Raw genomic sequence first — 17,715 nt, 5'->3', positions numbered from 1 at the left:
CAGTAACGTTATTGGGCTTGATGGTTATTTGTAAATGACGATTGAACCAACAGACTTATCAGCAGCTTGACCATTTACAGTGATTTTCAAACCCAAAGACTGCAAATCGCGACCTGCATCTGGCATAAATGAATTGCTATATGAATTTGCATCATCAAACAATCGAACGCCTTGTTGGCTTGCATAATTCAACGTTTGAGTTGGATAAATCAGATTCAATCCAGATGTTTTATTCAATCCGAATGCTGCATCCGCTAAATGGTAGCGAGAACTTGCTTGAACCGGTGTACCATTTTTAATGTTCCATGTTAAATCGGTTTTCGTATGTGCATCAACAACCCCTAAGAAACCATCTCCAGGGTGAACCCCAGTCCAGTTATCCGTGTAACTGTCATCCACATACCACACGACTAAACCACCATCATAGCTCATTAGTGAATTACCACGAGCAATGTTGCCTAAACCTGCATCCACACCTGCATGATTTCTCCACTCTAGTAAATAGTAATGATTCATTAATTTATTACCATTGAAACGCTCAAACCCATTCAAAGTGAACTTAGTTGGTTCTGTTTCGGCGCCATCTTCTACGATTGTTTGTCCATCAGCTACTACTTTCACATTATCCGCAAAGAAACCAAGTTCCGAAGTACCCCAGTCCGTTACAGAACGTAAACGAAGTTTAATGTTTTGGCCTGCATATTCACTCAAATCGAACGATTGTTCAGTCCAACCATTGGAATGACCTGTTAGTCCTGGCATTGAATTTAGGATTGTTGGATAACCTTCAGCCACAACATCACTTCTCGTGTTTTCATTACCAAGAGATTTCCATGTCGCACCGTTGTCCTTAGAAACTTGTACAAATGCAAAATCCCATTTTTCTTCAATTTCGTACCAAGCATCAAAAGTTAATGTAGCAGAAGTTTTTCCTGTCAAATCAACGTTTGTCACCATGTTTGAATCGCTTTCATCTTTTTGACCACCCCAGAATTCGAAGTTACCAGATTTAGGTGTGTTCACAGGTGTTTCTTTTTTCGGTATGTTGATGCGAACAACTTGGTTGTTTTTACCGAGTGGTGAATTTGCTTGATCTAATAAAAACTGTGTACCTTTCGAAGAAACATCTTTCCATTCTAATACGGCTGGTTCAAACCATTCGCCACCTAATGTAGATTGGAAATATTGCTTAGCCCACGGAGAGAATCCAGTCGGTTCTGTTCCAGGAATTTTACCTGCCCAAGAACCTGCAGACATAATGGACCAATAAGCAACAGCTTCGCCTGTTCCAGAATAAGCAGTGTCATATTCATCCGGTAAGCCTAAGTCATGACCATACTCGTGAGCGAAAACACCAGTTGCCCCATCTTCCGGCATAACTGTGTAATCGTAGAAGCCAGGAAGACCTGCTCCAAGTCCATCTGGATCCACAAATGATGCTGAACGATGTGACCAAACTGCGTTATCACCTAATGAACCACCACCTGCTTCTTGTCCCATCCCAGAGTGAATGATTTGTAAGTGATCGACTAAACCGTCTGGCTCCCAGAAGTTACCGTCTCCATCTAAATCATGTGAATCTTCTAAATCGTAATCTTGTAATGGGACACCTGCTGCTTTAGCCGCGTTATATACATCTTTTACTAATATTTTCGATCCGCCGGGTGCAACATTATCATGACCGCCATTAGTTCTATCAGCACCATAAAATGCTGCAGTACCAGGAAGTTTTAACCATCCATATGCTTTTCCTTCAATCGTATACGTACCACCAGATTGTTCTTCATAATATTGTTTCTGTGAAACAAATGTTTCTCCATTCGGACCTTTCACGCCATTTTCACCGAAAATCATATCTTCGAAATGCTTCGTGTTGTAATCCTCGTAGTAGTTGTCTGTTTCATTTGGTTGGAGATTATTATGTTCAAAATCCGAGTATTCTACCATTAGTGTTAATAGTTTACCTTGTTTCACTACACCTGGTGATGCCCCTTCTTCAACAGGATCTGGTTGTTTTTTTAGATGCCCATTTTTTTTGCCATTTCCCTTTAATAAACCATTATTGAATTCTTTCTGTTTCTTCGCTTCGGCTTGTTTCACCTGTTTCGCTAATGGATCATCACTTACTTTGTTACTAGAGTCAGATTGACCTTTAGCAGCTAAATAATTATGCAATCCCTGTTGTTTTTGTGCTTCTGATGCATTAGCTGGTATTACACCACGTTTCATTAATGCTTTGATTAATTTCTCGTCATTTACAATTGAGAGGTCAATAGATCCTGCAAAATGAGATTGAGCAGAATGTGATACTTGTTGATGAAGAGGCGCTTCGGAAATTGGGCTTGCAAAGCCACCGGACATACCGGATAGCAATGTTCCTGCAAACACAACCGATGTAATACTAGATTTCCAAAACTTTTTCAATTCGTAACCCCCTTGAGATAGTTAATCTTTATTAGAATATTTGCAAAAGTGAGTTAAAACAATGAGTTAAAATGCTTGTTTCTTTCTAATAGATTCAGAGTCTTTTATACCATTTTTTTGAATATTCATATTCTTTCTACTTAGATTTTCTCTTCTTTTTTACGAATTATCTTATAGCTCGAGGTTTTCCTCGTTTTTTTGCAGTAATGAAAATAAGGTTAGATCTTAATTAATGATTTGAATTATGTAAATATTTTCGAGGTATTTTTTTATTCGATTCATTCATCAACATTTCAGATGTATTTTTATCCCCTTTTTATTTTGATTGTAAGTGGAATTAAAGCATCCTTTTTACTCTCTCTTCGTCATGTTAAATAAACTGTCAGAAAACGGGTGGATGGTATGAAAAAGAAGGTGGTCTTAGCTGGAGGAACAGGTTTTATTGGACAATACTTGGAGGAGAAATTCACCGATTTAGGGTATGAAGTGGTGATTATTTCAAGACAGCCTCACCATATTGCGTGGTCCAATAAGACGGGTATTATCAGTGCTTTGAATGGTGCGGAAATGCTGATCAATCTTGCTGGTAAATCCGTTAATTGTCGTTACAATGACAAGAATAAAGAAGAAATCATGAGTTCCCGTACGAAGACGACTCAAATACTTGGAAGTGCTCTGTTGGCTTGTGAAACTCCACCGCCCTTATGGATCAATTCAAGTACAGCAACGATTTATCGTCATGCAGAAGATCGTCCCATGACGGAAACAAATGGGGAAATTGGCACCGGTTTTTCGGTAGATATAGCCAAAGCGTGGGAGCAATCCCTATTCGATTATCAACTTCCACATACTAGACTAGTGGCTTTACGCATGGCAATTGTACTTGGTGCAGAGGGTGGCGTGATGAAGCCTTACTTCAACTTGGTGCGCTTCGGGCTTGGTGGGGCACAGGGGTCAGGTAATCAAATGTTTAGTTGGATTCATATTGAAGATGTGTACCAGATTATTCTATTCCTTCAAGAAAGAACCGACTTGGAGGGTGTCTTTAATTTGTCTGCTCCACATCCCGTTTCAAATCGTGAATTCATGGAACAACTGCGCAAAGCAATGAATCGAAAGCTTGGATTGCCTTCCCCAAAATGGATGCTCGAAATCGGTGCTATCCTTATACGAACTGAAACAGAACTCATCGTGAAAAGTCGTTGGGTGTTGCCGGAGAGGCTCGAGAAAGAAGGGTTTCATTTTACGTTCGAAACAATTGAGAAGGCATTTCATCAAATCATCCTAAAGCAACAATCCATTTCTTAAAACACAAAACCTCCAGAATCAACGATTCTTCTGGAGGTTTTGTGTTTTCGAATTAAGCGTTTTTAAACATATCTTTCAACAAGTCATTCCCCAAGTGCATAGACTGGTTTTAATACCAACTTAGTAAAGGGGAATACTTAGATATGATACATCCGCATACGGAATTACGTTATATAAATGATGAAATGGGTTTTGGTGTATTTGCGACTCAATTTATTCCGAAAGGAACGATTACGTGGGCACTGGACGACCTCGATCAAATACTGGAGCCCGACTATATTCATACGGTTGACGAGTACAGAAGCGAGTTATTGAAAAAATATGCATATCGAAACCAAGAAGGGAAGTACGTTTTATGTTGGGATTTAGGGAGATATGTGAACCACAGTTTTCATGCCAATTGCATGGGGACCGCTTATGAATTCGAGGTAGCCATCAGAGACATTTATCCAGGTGAACAGTTAACAGACGATTATGGAACTTTGAATATTGATGAACCTTTCGATTGTTTCCCTGAAGACGGGACGGAGCGGACGAGAGTTTACCCAGATGACCTTCTCCGTTACCACGAAGAATGGGATATAGTGGTCAGTGACGCTTTACAATATTTTAATAAAGTGGAACAACCGCTTCAACCACTCATTCGACCTGAATTCGTCGAGAAAGTAAGAATTGCAGCAACAAAGCATTATCTGCCGGATTCAATTAAGTGCCTATACTATAATCGTCACCAATAACAATGGTAGCGTCTAAATTTAAAAAGCTTTCTAACCATAAAACGATAAAACCTACTCAGGGGGTTTATCGTTTTTATTTTTCTCTAATGAATTCACAAAATACGAATCTCTTTTCTAATACATTTACAGTAGAAATTAGGTTTTCGAATTCTTTAGTTCTGCAAAAAATGGTTTACCCCCTTTATTTCAAAAGTTGCACTTAATATGACCAATAATATTGTATGAAATAAAGAAAAATTGAACATGCTTGTGAAGAAAGTTTATGTAGTAATTGGGTTAATTTTCTTGTAACTGACAAATGGATTACTAAAAAAAGTAAAGTTAGCAAAAATAAAAACGAAACAGTAAATGAGGTAGTGTATGGGCTTTTTCGAAAAGAAAATTAATAATAAAATACAACCCAATTCTACTTCAACTAGTCAAAGGACGAATAAAAGTCCAACAAAATATATAAAACCAAATCTTCAAGAGAATATACAAATAATTAAAGATTCCCTTGGGGAAAGCTCTGATATTATCATTCGAGAAATTAATATTGGAAAAGAAGGATCCATTAAAGCTGCTATCATATATACAGATGGGTTAACTGACACACCCTCATTACAAAACTTCATTTTGGAAACGCTCATGTTGGATACCAAAGGGACGGAATTGCAGGAAAAGATATCTCCTGAACAAAATCTTATTAGCGTATTAAAAGATTTTGCCATGACAGTAGGGGATATAAAAGATTTAACCGATTTCGATGTGCTTTTTACTGGTCTTTTATCGGGAGATACGGTTATTTTAATCGATGGTTATAAGCAAGGTTTAATCATTTCCAACAGACATTGGGTTGATCGGGGAGTAACCGAAGCATCATCTCAGATGGTAGTCAGGGGACCACGTGAAAGTTTCTCCGAAAATTTGCGTGTAAATACAGCCTTAGTTCGCAGGAAAATTAAAGACCCAAATCTTTGGATGGAATCAAAAATTATTGGAAAACGAACGAAAACGAACGTTGCCGTGATGTATATGAACGGCATTGCAAATGACAAAATAGTGAAAGAAGTCTGTTTGCGTTTGGATAAAATAAAAATTGATGCAATTCTTGAAAGTGGAAACATTGAGGAGTTGATTGAGGATGCACCTTTATCACCTTTTCCCACAGTTTTTAATACAGAACGTCCAGATATAGTCGCTGCGGCACTATTGGAAGGGCGCATAGCTATTTTAGTTGATGGAACACCCTTTGTACTGATTGTTCCAGCAGTATTTGTTCAATTTTTTCAATCTTCCGAGGACTACTATCAACGTGCAGATATTGCGAGTCTTATTCGGCTTCTTCGTTTTTTTGCATTTGCAATTGCTTTATTGGCACCATCATTATTTATTGCAATCACCACTTTTCATCACTCAATGCTACCACCTGCACTCCTTATCAGTTTGACAGCCCAACGGGAAGGCGTCCCATTTCCGGCATTTGTTGAAGCAATAATAATGGAAGTCACCTTTGAACTTTTGCGTGAAGCAGGTATAAGAATGCCCAGAAACATCGGTGCAGCCATGTCTATAGTAGGGGCATTTGTTATTGGAACAGCAGCCGTTGAAGCAGGCATAATTTCTGCTGCGATGGTCATCGTAGTTTCAATAACAGCCATTTCAAGTTTTGTTTCCCCTACTTATGACTTGGCTATCGCTGTCAGGATGTTGCGCTTTGTATTTATGGCAATCGCAGCATCGTTCGGTTTGTTTGGAATTACGATAGGTTTAATTGCTCTTATTCTGCATTTATGCAGTTTACGTTCTTTTGGCATACCATATATGTCTCCATTAGCTCCATTTAATATTTCCGATCAAAAGGACACGTTTATTCGTTTGCCTAAATGGAAAATGTTTACTCGACCTCGCCTAATCAATCAACAAAATATGACTCGTCAAAAAGATTCCGCCTCTGCAAAACCACAACCAACAAAAAATGAGGAGTATGAAAGGGAGTAAACGATGAAAAAGTGCATGTTTGTACTCCTGATTCTCAGCCTCTTTCTTACGGGGTGTTGGGACCGGAGGGAATTAAATGAGCTTGGCATTGCATTAGCAATAGGCATCGATAAAGTAGAAGATGAATACCAAGTAACTGCTCAAGTGGTTGTACCTTCTGAAATATCAGCGAAAGCAAGTACTGGGCGTTCACCGGTAACCCTGTTTCAGGCGAAAGGGGAAACGGTATATGAAGCTCTTCGAAAAATGACAAAGAACTCGCCACGAAAAATATATCCTGGACATCTTCGAATGCTTGTGATCGGTGAGGATTTAGCTGAAGAAGGTATAGGCGAATCCTTAGAGTTACTGTCAAGAGATTGGGAACTTCGATCTGATTTTTATGTTGTTATTGCTAAGGATGTGACCGCGGAAGAGATACTAAATGTCACAACAACTCTTGAAGCCATACCCGCTAATAAAATGTTTAACACGCTTAAAACGTCAGAAACTGCCTGGGCCGCAACGAACGGCATTATATTAGATGAGCTGATAACAGATCTAACAAATGAAGGAAAAGAAGCGGTATTAACGGGGATTCTAGTAACAGGGAACCAAGAAATAGGAACAAGCAAACAGAATGTAGAATCAATTACTCCTGAAGCGCGAATTATATATGATGAATTAGCTGTGTTTAAAAAAGATAAACTGTTGGGCTGGTTAACTGAAGAGGAAAGCAGAGGGTATAATGACATCACCAACTCAGTGAAAAATACAGTAAGTGTAATATCTTGTCCTAAAGAAGGAAAAATTTCTATAGAAATCATTCAGTTAAAATCTGACGTTAAAGGTAAAATGAATAAAGGAAAACCCGAAGTAGACGTCAATATTAAAGTAAAAGGAAATGTAGGGGATGTAGAATGTCCAATTAATCTTAGTGAACCAAAAACATTTGCTGAGCTAGAGAAAATTACGGAAAAAAAAATGGAAGATACCATTAATCAGACCATTGAATCGGTACAAAAACAATATGAATCAGACATATTTGGATTTGGTGAAGCCATTCATCGATCCAATCCGAAAGAATGGAAAAAGATTAAAAGGCAGTGGAGGGATGAAGGATTTTCTGAGTTGTCAGCGAACGTTAAAGTTGATGTGAAACTTCAGCATACGGGTACAGTAACTAATTCCTACCTAGAAGATGTAAAGGAAATTAAATAATCATGTTGAAAAGTATAGGAATACTCCTGATTGCGGCTACCATTCTGTGGATTGAAGTTCCACCTCTATTGGAAAAAAAGTATAAAAAAGAGTTACTTGTGTTTTATATACTTCTTGCTATTGCCGTAGGAATAAGTATTACACTAGGATTTGGAAAATCTATTCCAACTCCATTAGATTTACTCACTTTTGTGTTTAAACCTCTTAATGATGTTATTGCTCATTTGTTAAAGTAAAAGAACAGTGTGGAGCGGAAGGTATGATATAAATGATGCAAGACGTTAAAATAAACTCGTACCAATTTCTAATTTTAGTTATTTTTTTTACGATTGGTACAAGTCTCTTAACTGTACCATCAGTATTAGCAACCGACGCGAAACAAGACGCTTGGATTGCCGCTATAATTGGTACGGGAATCGGGTTATTGTTCATATGGCTATTCATCACTATAGCTCTTTGGTTCCCTCACCTCACCATTATCCAAATCAATGAAAAAGTATTTGGAAAATGGATAGGTAAAGCTTTTTCTGTTTTTTTTGTACTCACGACTTTACTTTATACTTCAGAACTTTTGTTTTATTGTGGGAAATTCCTAAACATCCATGCGCTGCCAAGTACTCCAATGGTAGCCCTTAGTATTCTTATGGTGGGGGTAGTGGTGATGGGAGTCCGTCTTGGATTGGAAACCATCGCTCGTTCTGCAGAAATCTTAATTGCCGTTTTCTTCGTCCTTTTTTTCATTTTAGTGGTGTTTATTTCACCTGAAATCAAGTTTGAAAACATACAGCCTGTATTTGAGGTGGGTATGAAAAAGATCGTTCAATCATCCTTATTTTATTTCGTAGTATCTTCAGTTAATGCCGTTATTTTATTAATGATTTTTCCTTCCTTTATTAACAAAATGAAACAAGGTAAAAAATCCTTTTTATTCGGAAACTTAATAGGTGGCATCGTCATTATTATTATTACATTTTTGAGTGTTGCTGTATTAGGTTATGAGAATACTGCAAGACAGTCTTTTCCTAGCTATGAATTGGCTAAAAGGATAAATGTTGGGGATTTTGTACAGCGTATCGAGGGGTTAATGGCCACACTTTGGATTATTGCGCTCTACTTTAAGACAGTACTTTATTTTTATGCTTCCGTTTTAGGTACGGCACAAATTCTAAATTTGAAAGATTACCGCCCTTTAACACTCCCCTTAGGTATGATTGCTGTTGTCCTTTCTCTCGTGATTTATCCTAACGTCATTTACCAACAAAAATGGGACAGTACAACGGGTAATTCCTTAACATTGTCATACGGATTTTTTTTACCTCTTTTGCTGGTAGTTATATATGGGTTACGAAAAAAGAAATTAAAAAAAGAGGCCAGAAATCCTTAGGAAAAAATTTGTTAAAAGCCAAGTTGGAAATGTATTGCCAACTCAGTGACAGGTACCTGGGAGTCCTATTGGAGCGGAAGGTATGATATGAAATGATGAAGGATGTAAAAATAAATTCGTACCAATTTCTTGTTCTAGTCACCCTATTTACGATTGGTTCGAGCATCTTGCTTGTACCATCAGGCTTAGCTCAAAATGCGAAGCAAGACGCTTGGATTGCCGCGATATTCGGGATGGGGATTGGGTTACTAGTCATTTGGCTATTTTGCACAATAGGGAAATGGTTTCCAAATCTCACTTTTATTGAAATCAATAATAAACTCTTTGGGAAATGGATAGGGACAATATTTTCTCTTTTATTTGTGTCGCTTTCTTTTCTTTATACCACTAATCTTCTAGCTCATTCTGGAACTTTTCTAAATATCCATGTGCTGCCAACTACTCCAATGGTAGCGCTAAATACACTTATGGGAATGATTATCATGATGGGTGTTCGTCTTGGGTTAGAGACAATCGCTAGGTCGGCCGAAATCTTAATTGTTGTTTTCTTCTTCCTATTTCTCATTTTAGTGGTGTTTATTTCACCAGAAATCAAGTTTGAAAACATACAACCTGTATATGAGGCAGGAACAAAAAAAATTGTTCAATCATCCCTGAATTTAGTGGTTTACTCTTCTGTCAATGCTGTTATTTTGGTAATGATTTTTCCTGCATTTATAAACAAAGCTAGACAAGGAAAAAAATCCTTTTTAATTGGAAACTTAATAGGTGGAATCGTCACCATCATCATTACATTTTTGTGTGTTGCGGTATTAGGTGCCGAGAATACTACAAGACAGTTATATCCTGGCTATGAATTGGCTAAAAGGATAAATATCGGGGATTTTGTACAGCGTATCGAGGCGTTAATGGCCGCCTTTTGGATTATTGCGCTCTACTTTAAGGCGACCCTTTATTTTTACGCTTCCGTTTTAGGGATTGCACAAATTTTAAATTTAAAAGATTATCGTCCCTTAACTATACCGTTAGGCATGATTGCCATTGCCCTTTCTCTTGTGATTTATCCAAACGTTATCTACCAAAAAAATTGGGACAGTACAACGCTTGTTTCATATTCATTATCAATAGGATTATTTTTACCTCTTTTGTTAGTAGTTATATATGCGTTACGCAAAAACCAATTAAAAAAAGAATCCTGAACATCATTAATATCGTCAAAGCTTATTCGACAATGCATGATCTACTCAGTAACTGAAACCTGGGAACTCTTGAAGAGGAATTTTAGTATGATGCATTTGGGTGTGAGTAAAAAGTAAATGGAATAACTTATAATAATTTTATATATTGTCCACTAAACACCCATCTTCTGTTTTCGAAGATGGGTGTTTGCAATCGACTATGTTCGTGACCTTCTCCTCAAGGGTATGAATCGTTATCATATCGAATTGGAAAATGACGAAACCTTTTTTAAATGACATACCAGTATATAAATTTAAAAAAGCGAACTCCTTTAATTTATGGAGTTCGCTTTTATTCATGTATGCAATCAAGTTAAATCTCGATAATGATAGGTAGAATCATCGGCTTTCTTTTCGTTTTTGCAAATATAAACTTCCCTAAGGTAGCTTTAATGCTTTGCTTCAGTACGTTACGCTGTCGTCCATTCGCTGATTCAGTTGTTTGGATGGTAGTCAACACTAATCGATCCACTTCCTTCATCAGTTCTTCAGCATCACGTGCATAGACGAAGCCCCGGGAAATGGTATCAGGTCCGGAAATAATTTGACCATCGGACTTACTGAGAGTAATGACGATGACAATCATCCCGTCTTCAGATAGAAGCTTGCGATCCCGCAACACAATGTTTCCTACATCCCCAATCCCTAATCCGTCGACAAAAATGTTGCCGGAAGGGACCTTTCGCGTTTGGCGTGCAATGGAGTTGTTTACGTCTACTACGTCTCCATTGCTGATGATAAAGACATTTTCTCTTTCCACACCAACTGATTCGGCTAATAACCGATGCTGATGTAGCATTCTGAGCTCTCCGTGAATTGGGATAAAATATTTCGGTTTCATCAACGTCAGCATCAGTTTCAATTCTTCTTGGCAGGCATGTCCGGAAACATGCATCCCTGTAGCACTACCAGAACCATAAATGACTTTTGCTCTTAACCGATACAAATTATCGATAACTCGTGAAACATTCCGTTCATTTCCAGGTATAGGTGACGAAGCGAAAATCACAGTATCTTCAGGCAGGATTTCTACTTGACGATAGTTGGAGCTTGCTAAGCGCGATAAAGCCGCCATGGTTTCCCCTTGGCTTCCTGTACAAAGAATAGCTACGTTTTCTGGAGCCATTCGCTTGATATCATGCGGGTCAATAATCATGCCCTCGGGAACATTTAAATAACCCTGCTCCATAGCAACAGAAACCACATTCACCATACTGCGCCCGAGTAGGACAAGTTTTCGGTTTGTTTTTTGGGCGGCATCCACGACTTGTTGAACTCGATGAACATTGGATGCAAATGTTGAAATAAATACTTTCCTGTTCGCTTTTCGGAAGGCATCTTCAATGTGTCCGCCAACTAAAGATTCTGATGGAGTAAATCCAGGACGTTCCGCATTTGTACTTTCTGATAATAATACAAGAACACCATTCTTGCCGATTTCAGCCATTTCATGAATGTCCGCATATTCATTATTCACTGGAGTTAAATCGAATTTAAAGTCCCCGGTATGAACAACCGTACCTTCAGGTGTGTGAAAGGCAATTCCTAAACAATCTGGGATGCTGTGGTTTGTTTTAAAGAAGGTACATGTAATGGCATTGAAGTTGATTTTTGACTTGGAATCAATCAAATTCATTTCAGTTTGTCGTAATAGTCCGTGTTCTTTCAACTTGATTTCAATTAATCCCAACGTCATTCTTGTGGCATAAATCGGCATATTCAATTGTTTTAATAAGTATGGGATGCCCCCAATATGATCTTCATGACCATGCGTAACAATTAAAGCTCGAACCTTTTCCTTGTTTTCCTGTAAATAGGAAATATCTTGAATGATTAAATCTATGCCAAGTAAGCTTTCATCTGGAAATTTAGATCCGCAGTCGATGACTACGATATCGTTTTCAACTTGCAGGACATACATGTTTTTTCCGATTTCATTTACGCCGCCAAGGGCGAAAATGGATAATGAGTTTTCTATCGTTTCCAAATTAAATATCCTCCTATTTTAAATCGCTATAAGAAGTATTCCCACGCGCCTTTCTTTTTATGAGGATTAGGGAAAAGTTTCTGTATCAAAAAAGGGCAACGAATATCATGTAGCGACTGAAATCAACGCACAAATCCTATTAAGAGACATTGGATGTATAGATAGAAAACAAAATGAAACGAACCACCTTTTACACGAATAAAAGATGGTTCGTTTGATTAATGCTGTTTCTTTTTTGGCTGCTTGATAATGGGTTTTCCTTCATTTTCCACATGGTACTCTTTTTCGATTTCCTCATTCAACGTTTCATCTTCAAACTTATTATCAAGAAAAACTTGAACGCCGTTTACACTGACAATCGTATTGGCAGGGTCAGAAAAAATCTCTTTTTCACGATTACTGCTCATCGGTATTCACTCCAATTGGGTATCGCTTAATTAGCTTTTGTTTCTATTCCCTTGAGTTGCTGATTTCCCATCTTGCTTTCCAGTTTTATTACCGAGTTAGGGAATTCGCGAGAAAACTCTTCTTGCTTATGCTGGAGTTTTTGTTTCAAAGCTTTCGGTGTTTGTGCAACGAATTTTTATTGTTGCTTGATGAATTATGGTTGTCTCTCCCCATATAAGAAAGTATGGCTTAAAAAAGGGATTTTGATGTAACTGAAAAATATCCTATTAATCTTTTATTAACGCTACGCGATAGGGAAACAACTTAGCCTCCATTATGCCTTCTTTTATTGCGGGGTCTTTTTCCATCAAAGTATTTGCTTCTTCTTCGGAGTGATGCTGAACATATTATTTTCTTTATCAGTCCAATTTGATTCTTCAAGTAATGAAGGAATTAATTTCAGTTGATATAAAAATTGCATTTTTCCCACTGCGAAACCTCCAGTATATATTCTACAATTTAGTCACCAATTTCTTTGAATTAGGAAAGCAATCAAAAACAGCACGATAATAATTGATTAATTCACCTATGCACAATGGAAGTCATAGACATATACATAATCATAAACTTAATAATTTGCCCTAAATAAAATTAATGAGGCATTTTTATTTGTTTTGCAATGACAAGACAGAAGAAAGGGGAAAACGGGATGAAAGATGAGTATTTAATCTCATTAGTTGGAAGGTCAGTTCAAGTTTACAAAGGTGGTCCCGATTCAAATGTAGGCGTTTTACTGGATGTCAACGATGATTATTTAACCCTGCAAAAAGAAGATGGCGAAATTATTTATTACAAAACCGCTCACATTAAAAGTATTAAAGAAAATTCCCAGATTCGATTTAATTCTATTTTAAGAGTGTATGATTCCAATTACCTAGTTAAAGCAGCCAAGTTTAATGAAGTTGCAGGTCATTTCAAAGATCAAATTATCCAGATTAATGGGAAAGGTCCAGAATCCAAGTTTGGGACACTGATTGATGTAAAGGACGACTTCTTTGTTCTTCATACTGAGCAGGACGGATTAATTTTTTACAAAGAACAACATATCAAAAGTTTTAGTCACGCTATACCCAAGACCAATAACGTCGATGTAAAAGATGAGGAAGTAAAAGTAGAGGAAACGTTAACGGACGAAGCTACTGAAGATGAAGCAATCTTAAAAATGAACGAAATAAAAGATGTTTATGATCAAATTACTGCAGACAACACCAATGGTTTATTGAAAAATCTGACATACTCTTGGATTAAAATAAATAGAAAAGGTCCGGAAAGTATAGAAGGTCTATTAACCGAAGCCAATGATGAATACCTAGTAATGGTTGTTAACAACGAAATCTTCCGAATCGCTAACTATCATGTGAAAAATTTCAGTCTAAATATTAATAAATCAGAAGAGAAAAAAACTGAAGAAGAAAATGCCAAACAAACTGAAGAAGAAAATGCCCAACAAACAAAGTCAAAAAAAGGCAAGGAATCAGACGGAGACCAAGAAACATCAAAAAACTCGTCAAAAAAAGACAAGGAATCAGACGGAGACCAAGAAACATCAAAAAAATCGTCAAAAAATGGCAAGCAGTCAGATGGAAACCAAGAATCATCAACCTATACAAGTTCAACCTATACAAGATTAACGTATGAAGAAGAATTGTATCTTGCGATGATGCGAAGAAATAAACGCATGAAGAGAAAAGCACAAAAAAGGAAAAAGTAATCATCCTACAAAAAAGGATGAAAGACCTGTAGTTGAACAAACTGCAGTCACAGTCGTCTTTACCATCCACTCTCAATAGAGTCGCAGTCAATACAAATTGAACGTAATAATAAGAAAAAAATGAAATTCCGTTTTAATGGGATTAATCCAAATGCATAAATATGAACTTGTTAATACATTTACAATTTTTGCACTCACAACTTTGTTCATCCTTTGGAGACCCCAGGGAATAAATGAATCCATCCCTGCACTTTGTGGAGCACTTCTACTTATTGTTGCAGGTGTGGTGCAATTTAGTGATGTTCTTGAAATATTTAAGCTGGTAAGCGGACCATCCATCACGATCATTTCGACAATTGTCATTTGTATTGTTTTGGAAAGTAAAGGAGTTTTCTGGGGGGTTGCGGTTAATCTGGCTAATTAAGCAAAGGGTCTGGACTAAAACTATTCCTGTATGATTGTGTTTTTAATGACCATCTTCTTCAATAATGACGGAAGTATTCTGATTACCACTCCAATCATCCTACATATCGTAAGCATGTCTCGGTTGAAACACATCAAAAATTGCCTAATTTATTCGCGGGAGTATTTATTGCGACGTCTGCCAGTTTGCCAATCGGTGAGAGAGTAATATAGCAAATCTAATTGGTTTAAAAATGGTTGGTTTAGATTTGATTTCCTATAGACATTTCGCTTTCGTTCCTTCCATGATTGGAATTGCGACGCTTAACTTACTTATCGATCTTCTTTTTAAGAAAGAAATACCGAAGACCAGCATTATTGGTTATTCCAGCGACTCTTTTCGTCACGTTAGTTATATTTAATTTGTGGCTTCTCTTCATTTTATAAGTAAAGGAGTTGAATAAATGAATAGTCTAGATTCTTATATAGGTCAAATAATAGATGTTGAAGTATCCTCCAAAAAATCAATCATAGGAAAGCTTCTGGAAGTAGGTTCGGATATTATTGTCCTCTTTAACGGTCAACATTATGTGTATTTGCCAGTCGTGCATCTTATCTCCGTAAAAAAAGTGGAAACAACGTATACTGAAGAATACATTAATAATGATATGTCACCGTTTGAAAAAGAGGAAAAGCAGCTATCCATGAAACAGATATTAACGAACGCGTCTGGTAAATTTGTAGAACTTTTTTTAACCGGAAGTCATACAGTACATGGTTATATCCGATATGTCAAAGAAGACTATATTGTGTTCGATTCGCCAGCATTTAAAACGATTTACATTCCAATCGTCCATCTTAAATGGCTAATCCCCTATATCAACCAAACCCCTTATCAAATTAAGATAGGTCAACAATTTAATTCTTCTGACGAATCATTCGCTCACACATTTAAAGAGCAAATGAAAATGTATATCGGGAAAATAGTGCTATTTGATTTAGGAAAAGATTCCGGAAAAATCGGGATTTTGAACCAAGTCGATCCTGTTTTGGTGGAGTTGGTTACAGGGAATGGGAAAACCATTTATTTGAATATGACCCATCTTAAGTCAATGCATGAAGGAAAATAAAAACAGGCATTTGTGCCTTTTATATAGAAAAAGAAGCAGGCATCCCCTTAGGAATCCTGCTTCTTTTCATGTGAGTTGAGAAAAAACTATTTGTTATTTTTTCGTTTTTGAGCAGTTTGGCTTTGCCCTGATTGTGTGGCTTTATTAATGATTTCAGTCAATTCACGAGAGAATTCTTCTCGACCTGTTAGAGCACCATTTGTTTGCCCAGTTTTTGGTGGTGTTTTCGTTTTGTTTCGGTTGTTGTTACCTGAAGAGTTACCTGAAGAATTCTGATTGTTTTTTGGCATTTGATCATGTCTCCTTTCAAGTTGGCCGTACATAGTAAGTATGGCTTAAAATGTATTTCTTCATGTATGGTCATAAAATTTTTCTGAAATAATTTTATCGATAAAAATTATTTATTTTTTATTAAATTATCGATAAAAATAAAGATGAATAGAAAAACAAGTTTGCAATTATTCATCACATTTCCGGCATAAATATTCACCAGTTGTTATACTAACAAGGTACTGCTCTTCACGAAGTAAAGGGCATGAAAAAGGATGGGAATAACTTGAATCAACTAGAACGAACAGGTGAATTTATTTATACATACGCATACACCAATGACGAAGAATCTTTATGTCATTTGGAAATGCGTTCATTTTTTGATATGGATACACATACTAAAATAATCAAAAGCTCGAATGAAATAAATCCGAGCAGAAGTCCATTTATGAAAGAACGAATAGAAGTAATTTTTGAAGGTGATGAGCTCTCGGATATTTTGAAGCAAGTGGAAGTCGTAAATATGATGGAATCCACTTTTAAAGTCATTTTTGTCAAAATCAATGACTTGGCTCTAACGGAAAAAGTGGACTACCAACAAAAGCGAGAAATCGAACGTGAAATTGGAATGATCATTGAAGGGGAAGCAGATGTTCATCACCCCGATATGACATTTGGATTAGTGCCATTCGATGGACGTTGGTATTTTGGGGAGTACCTAAAAAGTGAAGCTGTTTGGTTGCACCATTTAAAAAAACCGCGTGAGTATTCAACAGCACTTAGCACACGAGTGGCCCGTGCGGTGGCAAATATTGCCGTTCCAAAACCAAATGGTGTGAAAGCAATCGATCCGTGCTGTGGAATCGGTACTGTCCTGGTAGAAGCACTTTCAATGGGAATCGATATAGTCGGCCGCGATATTAATCCGTTGGTCGTTCTAGGATCACGTGAAAACATTGCGCATTTCGGATTAACAGGGGATGTTGACCTTGGCCCAATCGCGGAAGTGACGTCTAACTATGATGCCACCATTATTGATATGCCATACAATCTCTACACACATGCCACACCTGAGGATCAACTATCCATCCTCAAGCATGCACGGCCTTTTTCTAAGAAGCTCGTGGTCGTTACGATTGACACAATCGATCACATGATTGAAGAAGCGGGTTTTCACATCATCGACAGATGCGTAGCCAAAAAAGGCATATTTTCCAGAGAAATTTTAGTGTGCCAGTAACTTGAATTAATAAAGCCTGTCCTCCAATTTAATGGGAGACAGGCTTTTTTTAAGAAGAGTTTATAGGTAACTTATACAATTCTTTATCGTGCATTTGAGCTTACCGCATGTCCCGCATTAGCCAACAATTAATCAGTAATGTTCCAAAACCAAAAGTAATTAGCACAGTCAGTCTTGCAATAAGATATTCCTACACTTCATTGATCCCTTACCAATATATTAATTTTTATTCGTTTTATCATAACATCGTTATGTTT

Annotated in this window: 16 protein-coding genes; 11 read left to right on the top strand and 5 right to left on the bottom strand. The window is 37.2% G+C overall.

Going from position 1 to position 17,715, the window contains the following annotated elements; all coding sequences use genetic code 11:
• Positions 1–24: 24 nt before the first annotated feature.
• A complete protein-coding gene (locus tag HMPREF1210_RS11435; RefSeq protein ID WP_016428848.1) occupies positions 25–2,424 on the bottom strand; it encodes an immune inhibitor A domain-containing protein in 2,400 nt (799 codons plus the stop codon).
• A gap of 402 nt (positions 2,425–2,826) precedes the next feature.
• Here HMPREF1210_RS11435 and HMPREF1210_RS11430 point away from each other — a divergent pair, with 402 nt between their 5' ends.
• The 7 genes from HMPREF1210_RS11430 (at position 2,827) to HMPREF1210_RS11400 (ending at position 10,232) form a co-directional block, all read left to right on the top strand.
• Positions 2,827–3,732 (top strand): TIGR01777 family oxidoreductase, encoded by a 906-nt coding sequence (locus HMPREF1210_RS11430; protein WP_016428847.1) that lies wholly within the window; start codon positions 2,827–2,829, stop codon positions 3,730–3,732.
• A gap of 143 nt (positions 3,733–3,875) precedes the next feature.
• Positions 3,876–4,469: an SET domain-containing protein gene (locus tag HMPREF1210_RS11425; protein WP_016428846.1), complete on the top strand. Its 594-nt coding sequence runs from the start codon at positions 3,876–3,878 to the stop codon at positions 4,467–4,469.
• Positions 4,470–4,829: 360 nt separating this feature from the next.
• Positions 4,830–6,449 (top strand): spore germination protein, encoded by a 1,620-nt coding sequence (locus tag HMPREF1210_RS11420; RefSeq protein ID WP_016428845.1) that lies wholly within the window; start codon positions 4,830–4,832, stop codon positions 6,447–6,449.
• A gap of 3 nt (positions 6,450–6,452) precedes the next feature.
• On the top strand, positions 6,453–7,649 hold the full coding sequence (locus HMPREF1210_RS11415; RefSeq protein WP_016428844.1) for a Ger(x)C family spore germination protein: 1,197 nt from the start codon (positions 6,453–6,455) through the stop codon (positions 7,647–7,649).
• Between the two features lie 2 nt (positions 7,650–7,651).
• Positions 7,652–7,885 (top strand): hypothetical protein, encoded by a 234-nt coding sequence (locus HMPREF1210_RS11410; RefSeq protein ID WP_016428843.1) that lies wholly within the window; start codon positions 7,652–7,654, stop codon positions 7,883–7,885.
• A 32-nt stretch (positions 7,886–7,917) separates the two neighbouring features.
• Positions 7,918–9,033: an endospore germination permease gene (locus HMPREF1210_RS11405; RefSeq protein WP_016428842.1), complete on the top strand. Its 1,116-nt coding sequence runs from the start codon at positions 7,918–7,920 to the stop codon at positions 9,031–9,033.
• A 92-nt stretch (positions 9,034–9,125) separates the two neighbouring features.
• Positions 9,126–10,232, top strand: a complete 1,107-nt coding sequence (locus tag HMPREF1210_RS11400) for an endospore germination permease (protein WP_016428841.1) — start codon at positions 9,126–9,128, stop codon at positions 10,230–10,232.
• Positions 10,233–10,584: 352 nt separating this feature from the next.
• On the opposite strand, the gene HMPREF1210_RS11390 is transcribed toward HMPREF1210_RS11400, so the two are convergent.
• From HMPREF1210_RS11390 to HMPREF1210_RS18510, 3 genes are all read right to left on the bottom strand, one after another.
• Positions 10,585–12,258 (bottom strand): ribonuclease J, encoded by a 1,674-nt coding sequence (locus HMPREF1210_RS11390; protein WP_016428840.1) that lies wholly within the window; start codon positions 12,256–12,258, stop codon positions 10,585–10,587.
• Positions 12,259–12,476: 218 nt separating this feature from the next.
• Positions 12,477–12,665, bottom strand: coding sequence for a hypothetical protein (locus HMPREF1210_RS11385; protein ID WP_016428839.1), 189 nt, complete (start codon positions 12,663–12,665; stop codon positions 12,477–12,479).
• A gap of 347 nt (positions 12,666–13,012) precedes the next feature.
• Positions 13,013–13,135, bottom strand: a complete 123-nt coding sequence (locus HMPREF1210_RS18510; RefSeq protein WP_255349286.1) for a hypothetical protein — start codon at positions 13,133–13,135, stop codon at positions 13,013–13,015.
• 219 nt (positions 13,136–13,354) lie between these two features.
• On the opposite strand from HMPREF1210_RS18510, the gene HMPREF1210_RS11380 reads away from it, so the two are divergent.
• The 3 genes from HMPREF1210_RS11380 (at position 13,355) to HMPREF1210_RS11370 (ending at position 15,948) form a co-directional block, all read left to right on the top strand.
• Positions 13,355–14,416, top strand: coding sequence for a hypothetical protein (locus tag HMPREF1210_RS11380; protein ID WP_016428838.1), 1,062 nt, complete (start codon positions 13,355–13,357; stop codon positions 14,414–14,416).
• 151 nt (positions 14,417–14,567) lie between these two features.
• Positions 14,568–14,840, top strand: a complete 273-nt coding sequence (locus HMPREF1210_RS17390) for an ArsB/NhaD family transporter (protein WP_016428837.1) — start codon at positions 14,568–14,570, stop codon at positions 14,838–14,840.
• A 442-nt stretch (positions 14,841–15,282) separates the two neighbouring features.
• Positions 15,283–15,948, top strand: a complete 666-nt coding sequence (locus HMPREF1210_RS11370) for a hypothetical protein (RefSeq protein ID WP_016428836.1) — start codon at positions 15,283–15,285, stop codon at positions 15,946–15,948.
• Positions 15,949–16,034: 86 nt separating this feature from the next.
• Here HMPREF1210_RS11370 and HMPREF1210_RS11365 read toward each other — a convergent pair whose 3' ends face one another.
• Positions 16,035–16,238, bottom strand: coding sequence for a hypothetical protein (locus HMPREF1210_RS11365; RefSeq protein ID WP_016428835.1), 204 nt, complete (start codon positions 16,236–16,238; stop codon positions 16,035–16,037).
• 266 nt (positions 16,239–16,504) lie between these two features.
• Here HMPREF1210_RS11365 and HMPREF1210_RS11360 point away from each other — a divergent pair, with 266 nt between their 5' ends.
• Positions 16,505–17,458 (top strand): TRM11 family methyltransferase, encoded by a 954-nt coding sequence (locus HMPREF1210_RS11360; protein ID WP_016428834.1) that lies wholly within the window; start codon positions 16,505–16,507, stop codon positions 17,456–17,458.
• The last annotated feature ends 257 nt before the right edge of the window (positions 17,459–17,715 follow it).

The organism is Paenisporosarcina sp. HGH0030 (assembly GCF_000411295.1).
In the GTDB taxonomy this organism is placed as follows: Bacteria; Bacillota; Bacilli; order Bacillales_A; family Planococcaceae; genus Paenisporosarcina.
Note: the sequence above shows the minus strand (reverse complement) of the source record. Positions and strands in the feature narration are given on the sequence as shown.

Excerpts from the sequence above, each read along its gene's own strand:
- HMPREF1210_RS11430 (WP_016428847.1), top strand. The coding sequence starts at position 2,827 with ATGAAAAAGAAGGTGGTCTTAGCTGGAGGAACAGGTTTTATTGGACAA.
- HMPREF1210_RS11425 (WP_016428846.1), top strand. The coding sequence starts at position 3,876 with ATGATACATCCGCATACGGAATTACGTTATATAAATGATGAAATGGGT.
- HMPREF1210_RS11420 (WP_016428845.1), top strand. The coding sequence starts at position 4,830 with ATGGGCTTTTTCGAAAAGAAAATTAATAATAAAATACAACCCAATTCT.
- HMPREF1210_RS11415 (WP_016428844.1), top strand. The coding sequence starts at position 6,453 with ATGAAAAAGTGCATGTTTGTACTCCTGATTCTCAGCCTCTTTCTTACG.
- HMPREF1210_RS11410 (WP_016428843.1), top strand. The coding sequence starts at position 7,652 with ATGTTGAAAAGTATAGGAATACTCCTGATTGCGGCTACCATTCTGTGG.
- HMPREF1210_RS11405 (WP_016428842.1), top strand. The coding sequence starts at position 7,918 with ATGATGCAAGACGTTAAAATAAACTCGTACCAATTTCTAATTTTAGTT.
- HMPREF1210_RS11400 (WP_016428841.1), top strand. The coding sequence starts at position 9,126 with ATGATGAAGGATGTAAAAATAAATTCGTACCAATTTCTTGTTCTAGTC.
- HMPREF1210_RS11385 (WP_016428839.1), bottom strand. The coding sequence starts at position 12,665 with ATGAGCAGTAATCGTGAAAAAGAGATTTTTTCTGACCCTGCCAATACG.
- HMPREF1210_RS11380 (WP_016428838.1), top strand. The coding sequence starts at position 13,355 with ATGAAAGATGAGTATTTAATCTCATTAGTTGGAAGGTCAGTTCAAGTT.
- HMPREF1210_RS17390 (WP_016428837.1), top strand. The coding sequence starts at position 14,568 with ATGCATAAATATGAACTTGTTAATACATTTACAATTTTTGCACTCACA.
- HMPREF1210_RS11370 (WP_016428836.1), top strand. The coding sequence starts at position 15,283 with ATGAATAGTCTAGATTCTTATATAGGTCAAATAATAGATGTTGAAGTA.
- HMPREF1210_RS11365 (WP_016428835.1), bottom strand. The coding sequence starts at position 16,238 with ATGCCAAAAAACAATCAGAATTCTTCAGGTAACTCTTCAGGTAACAAC.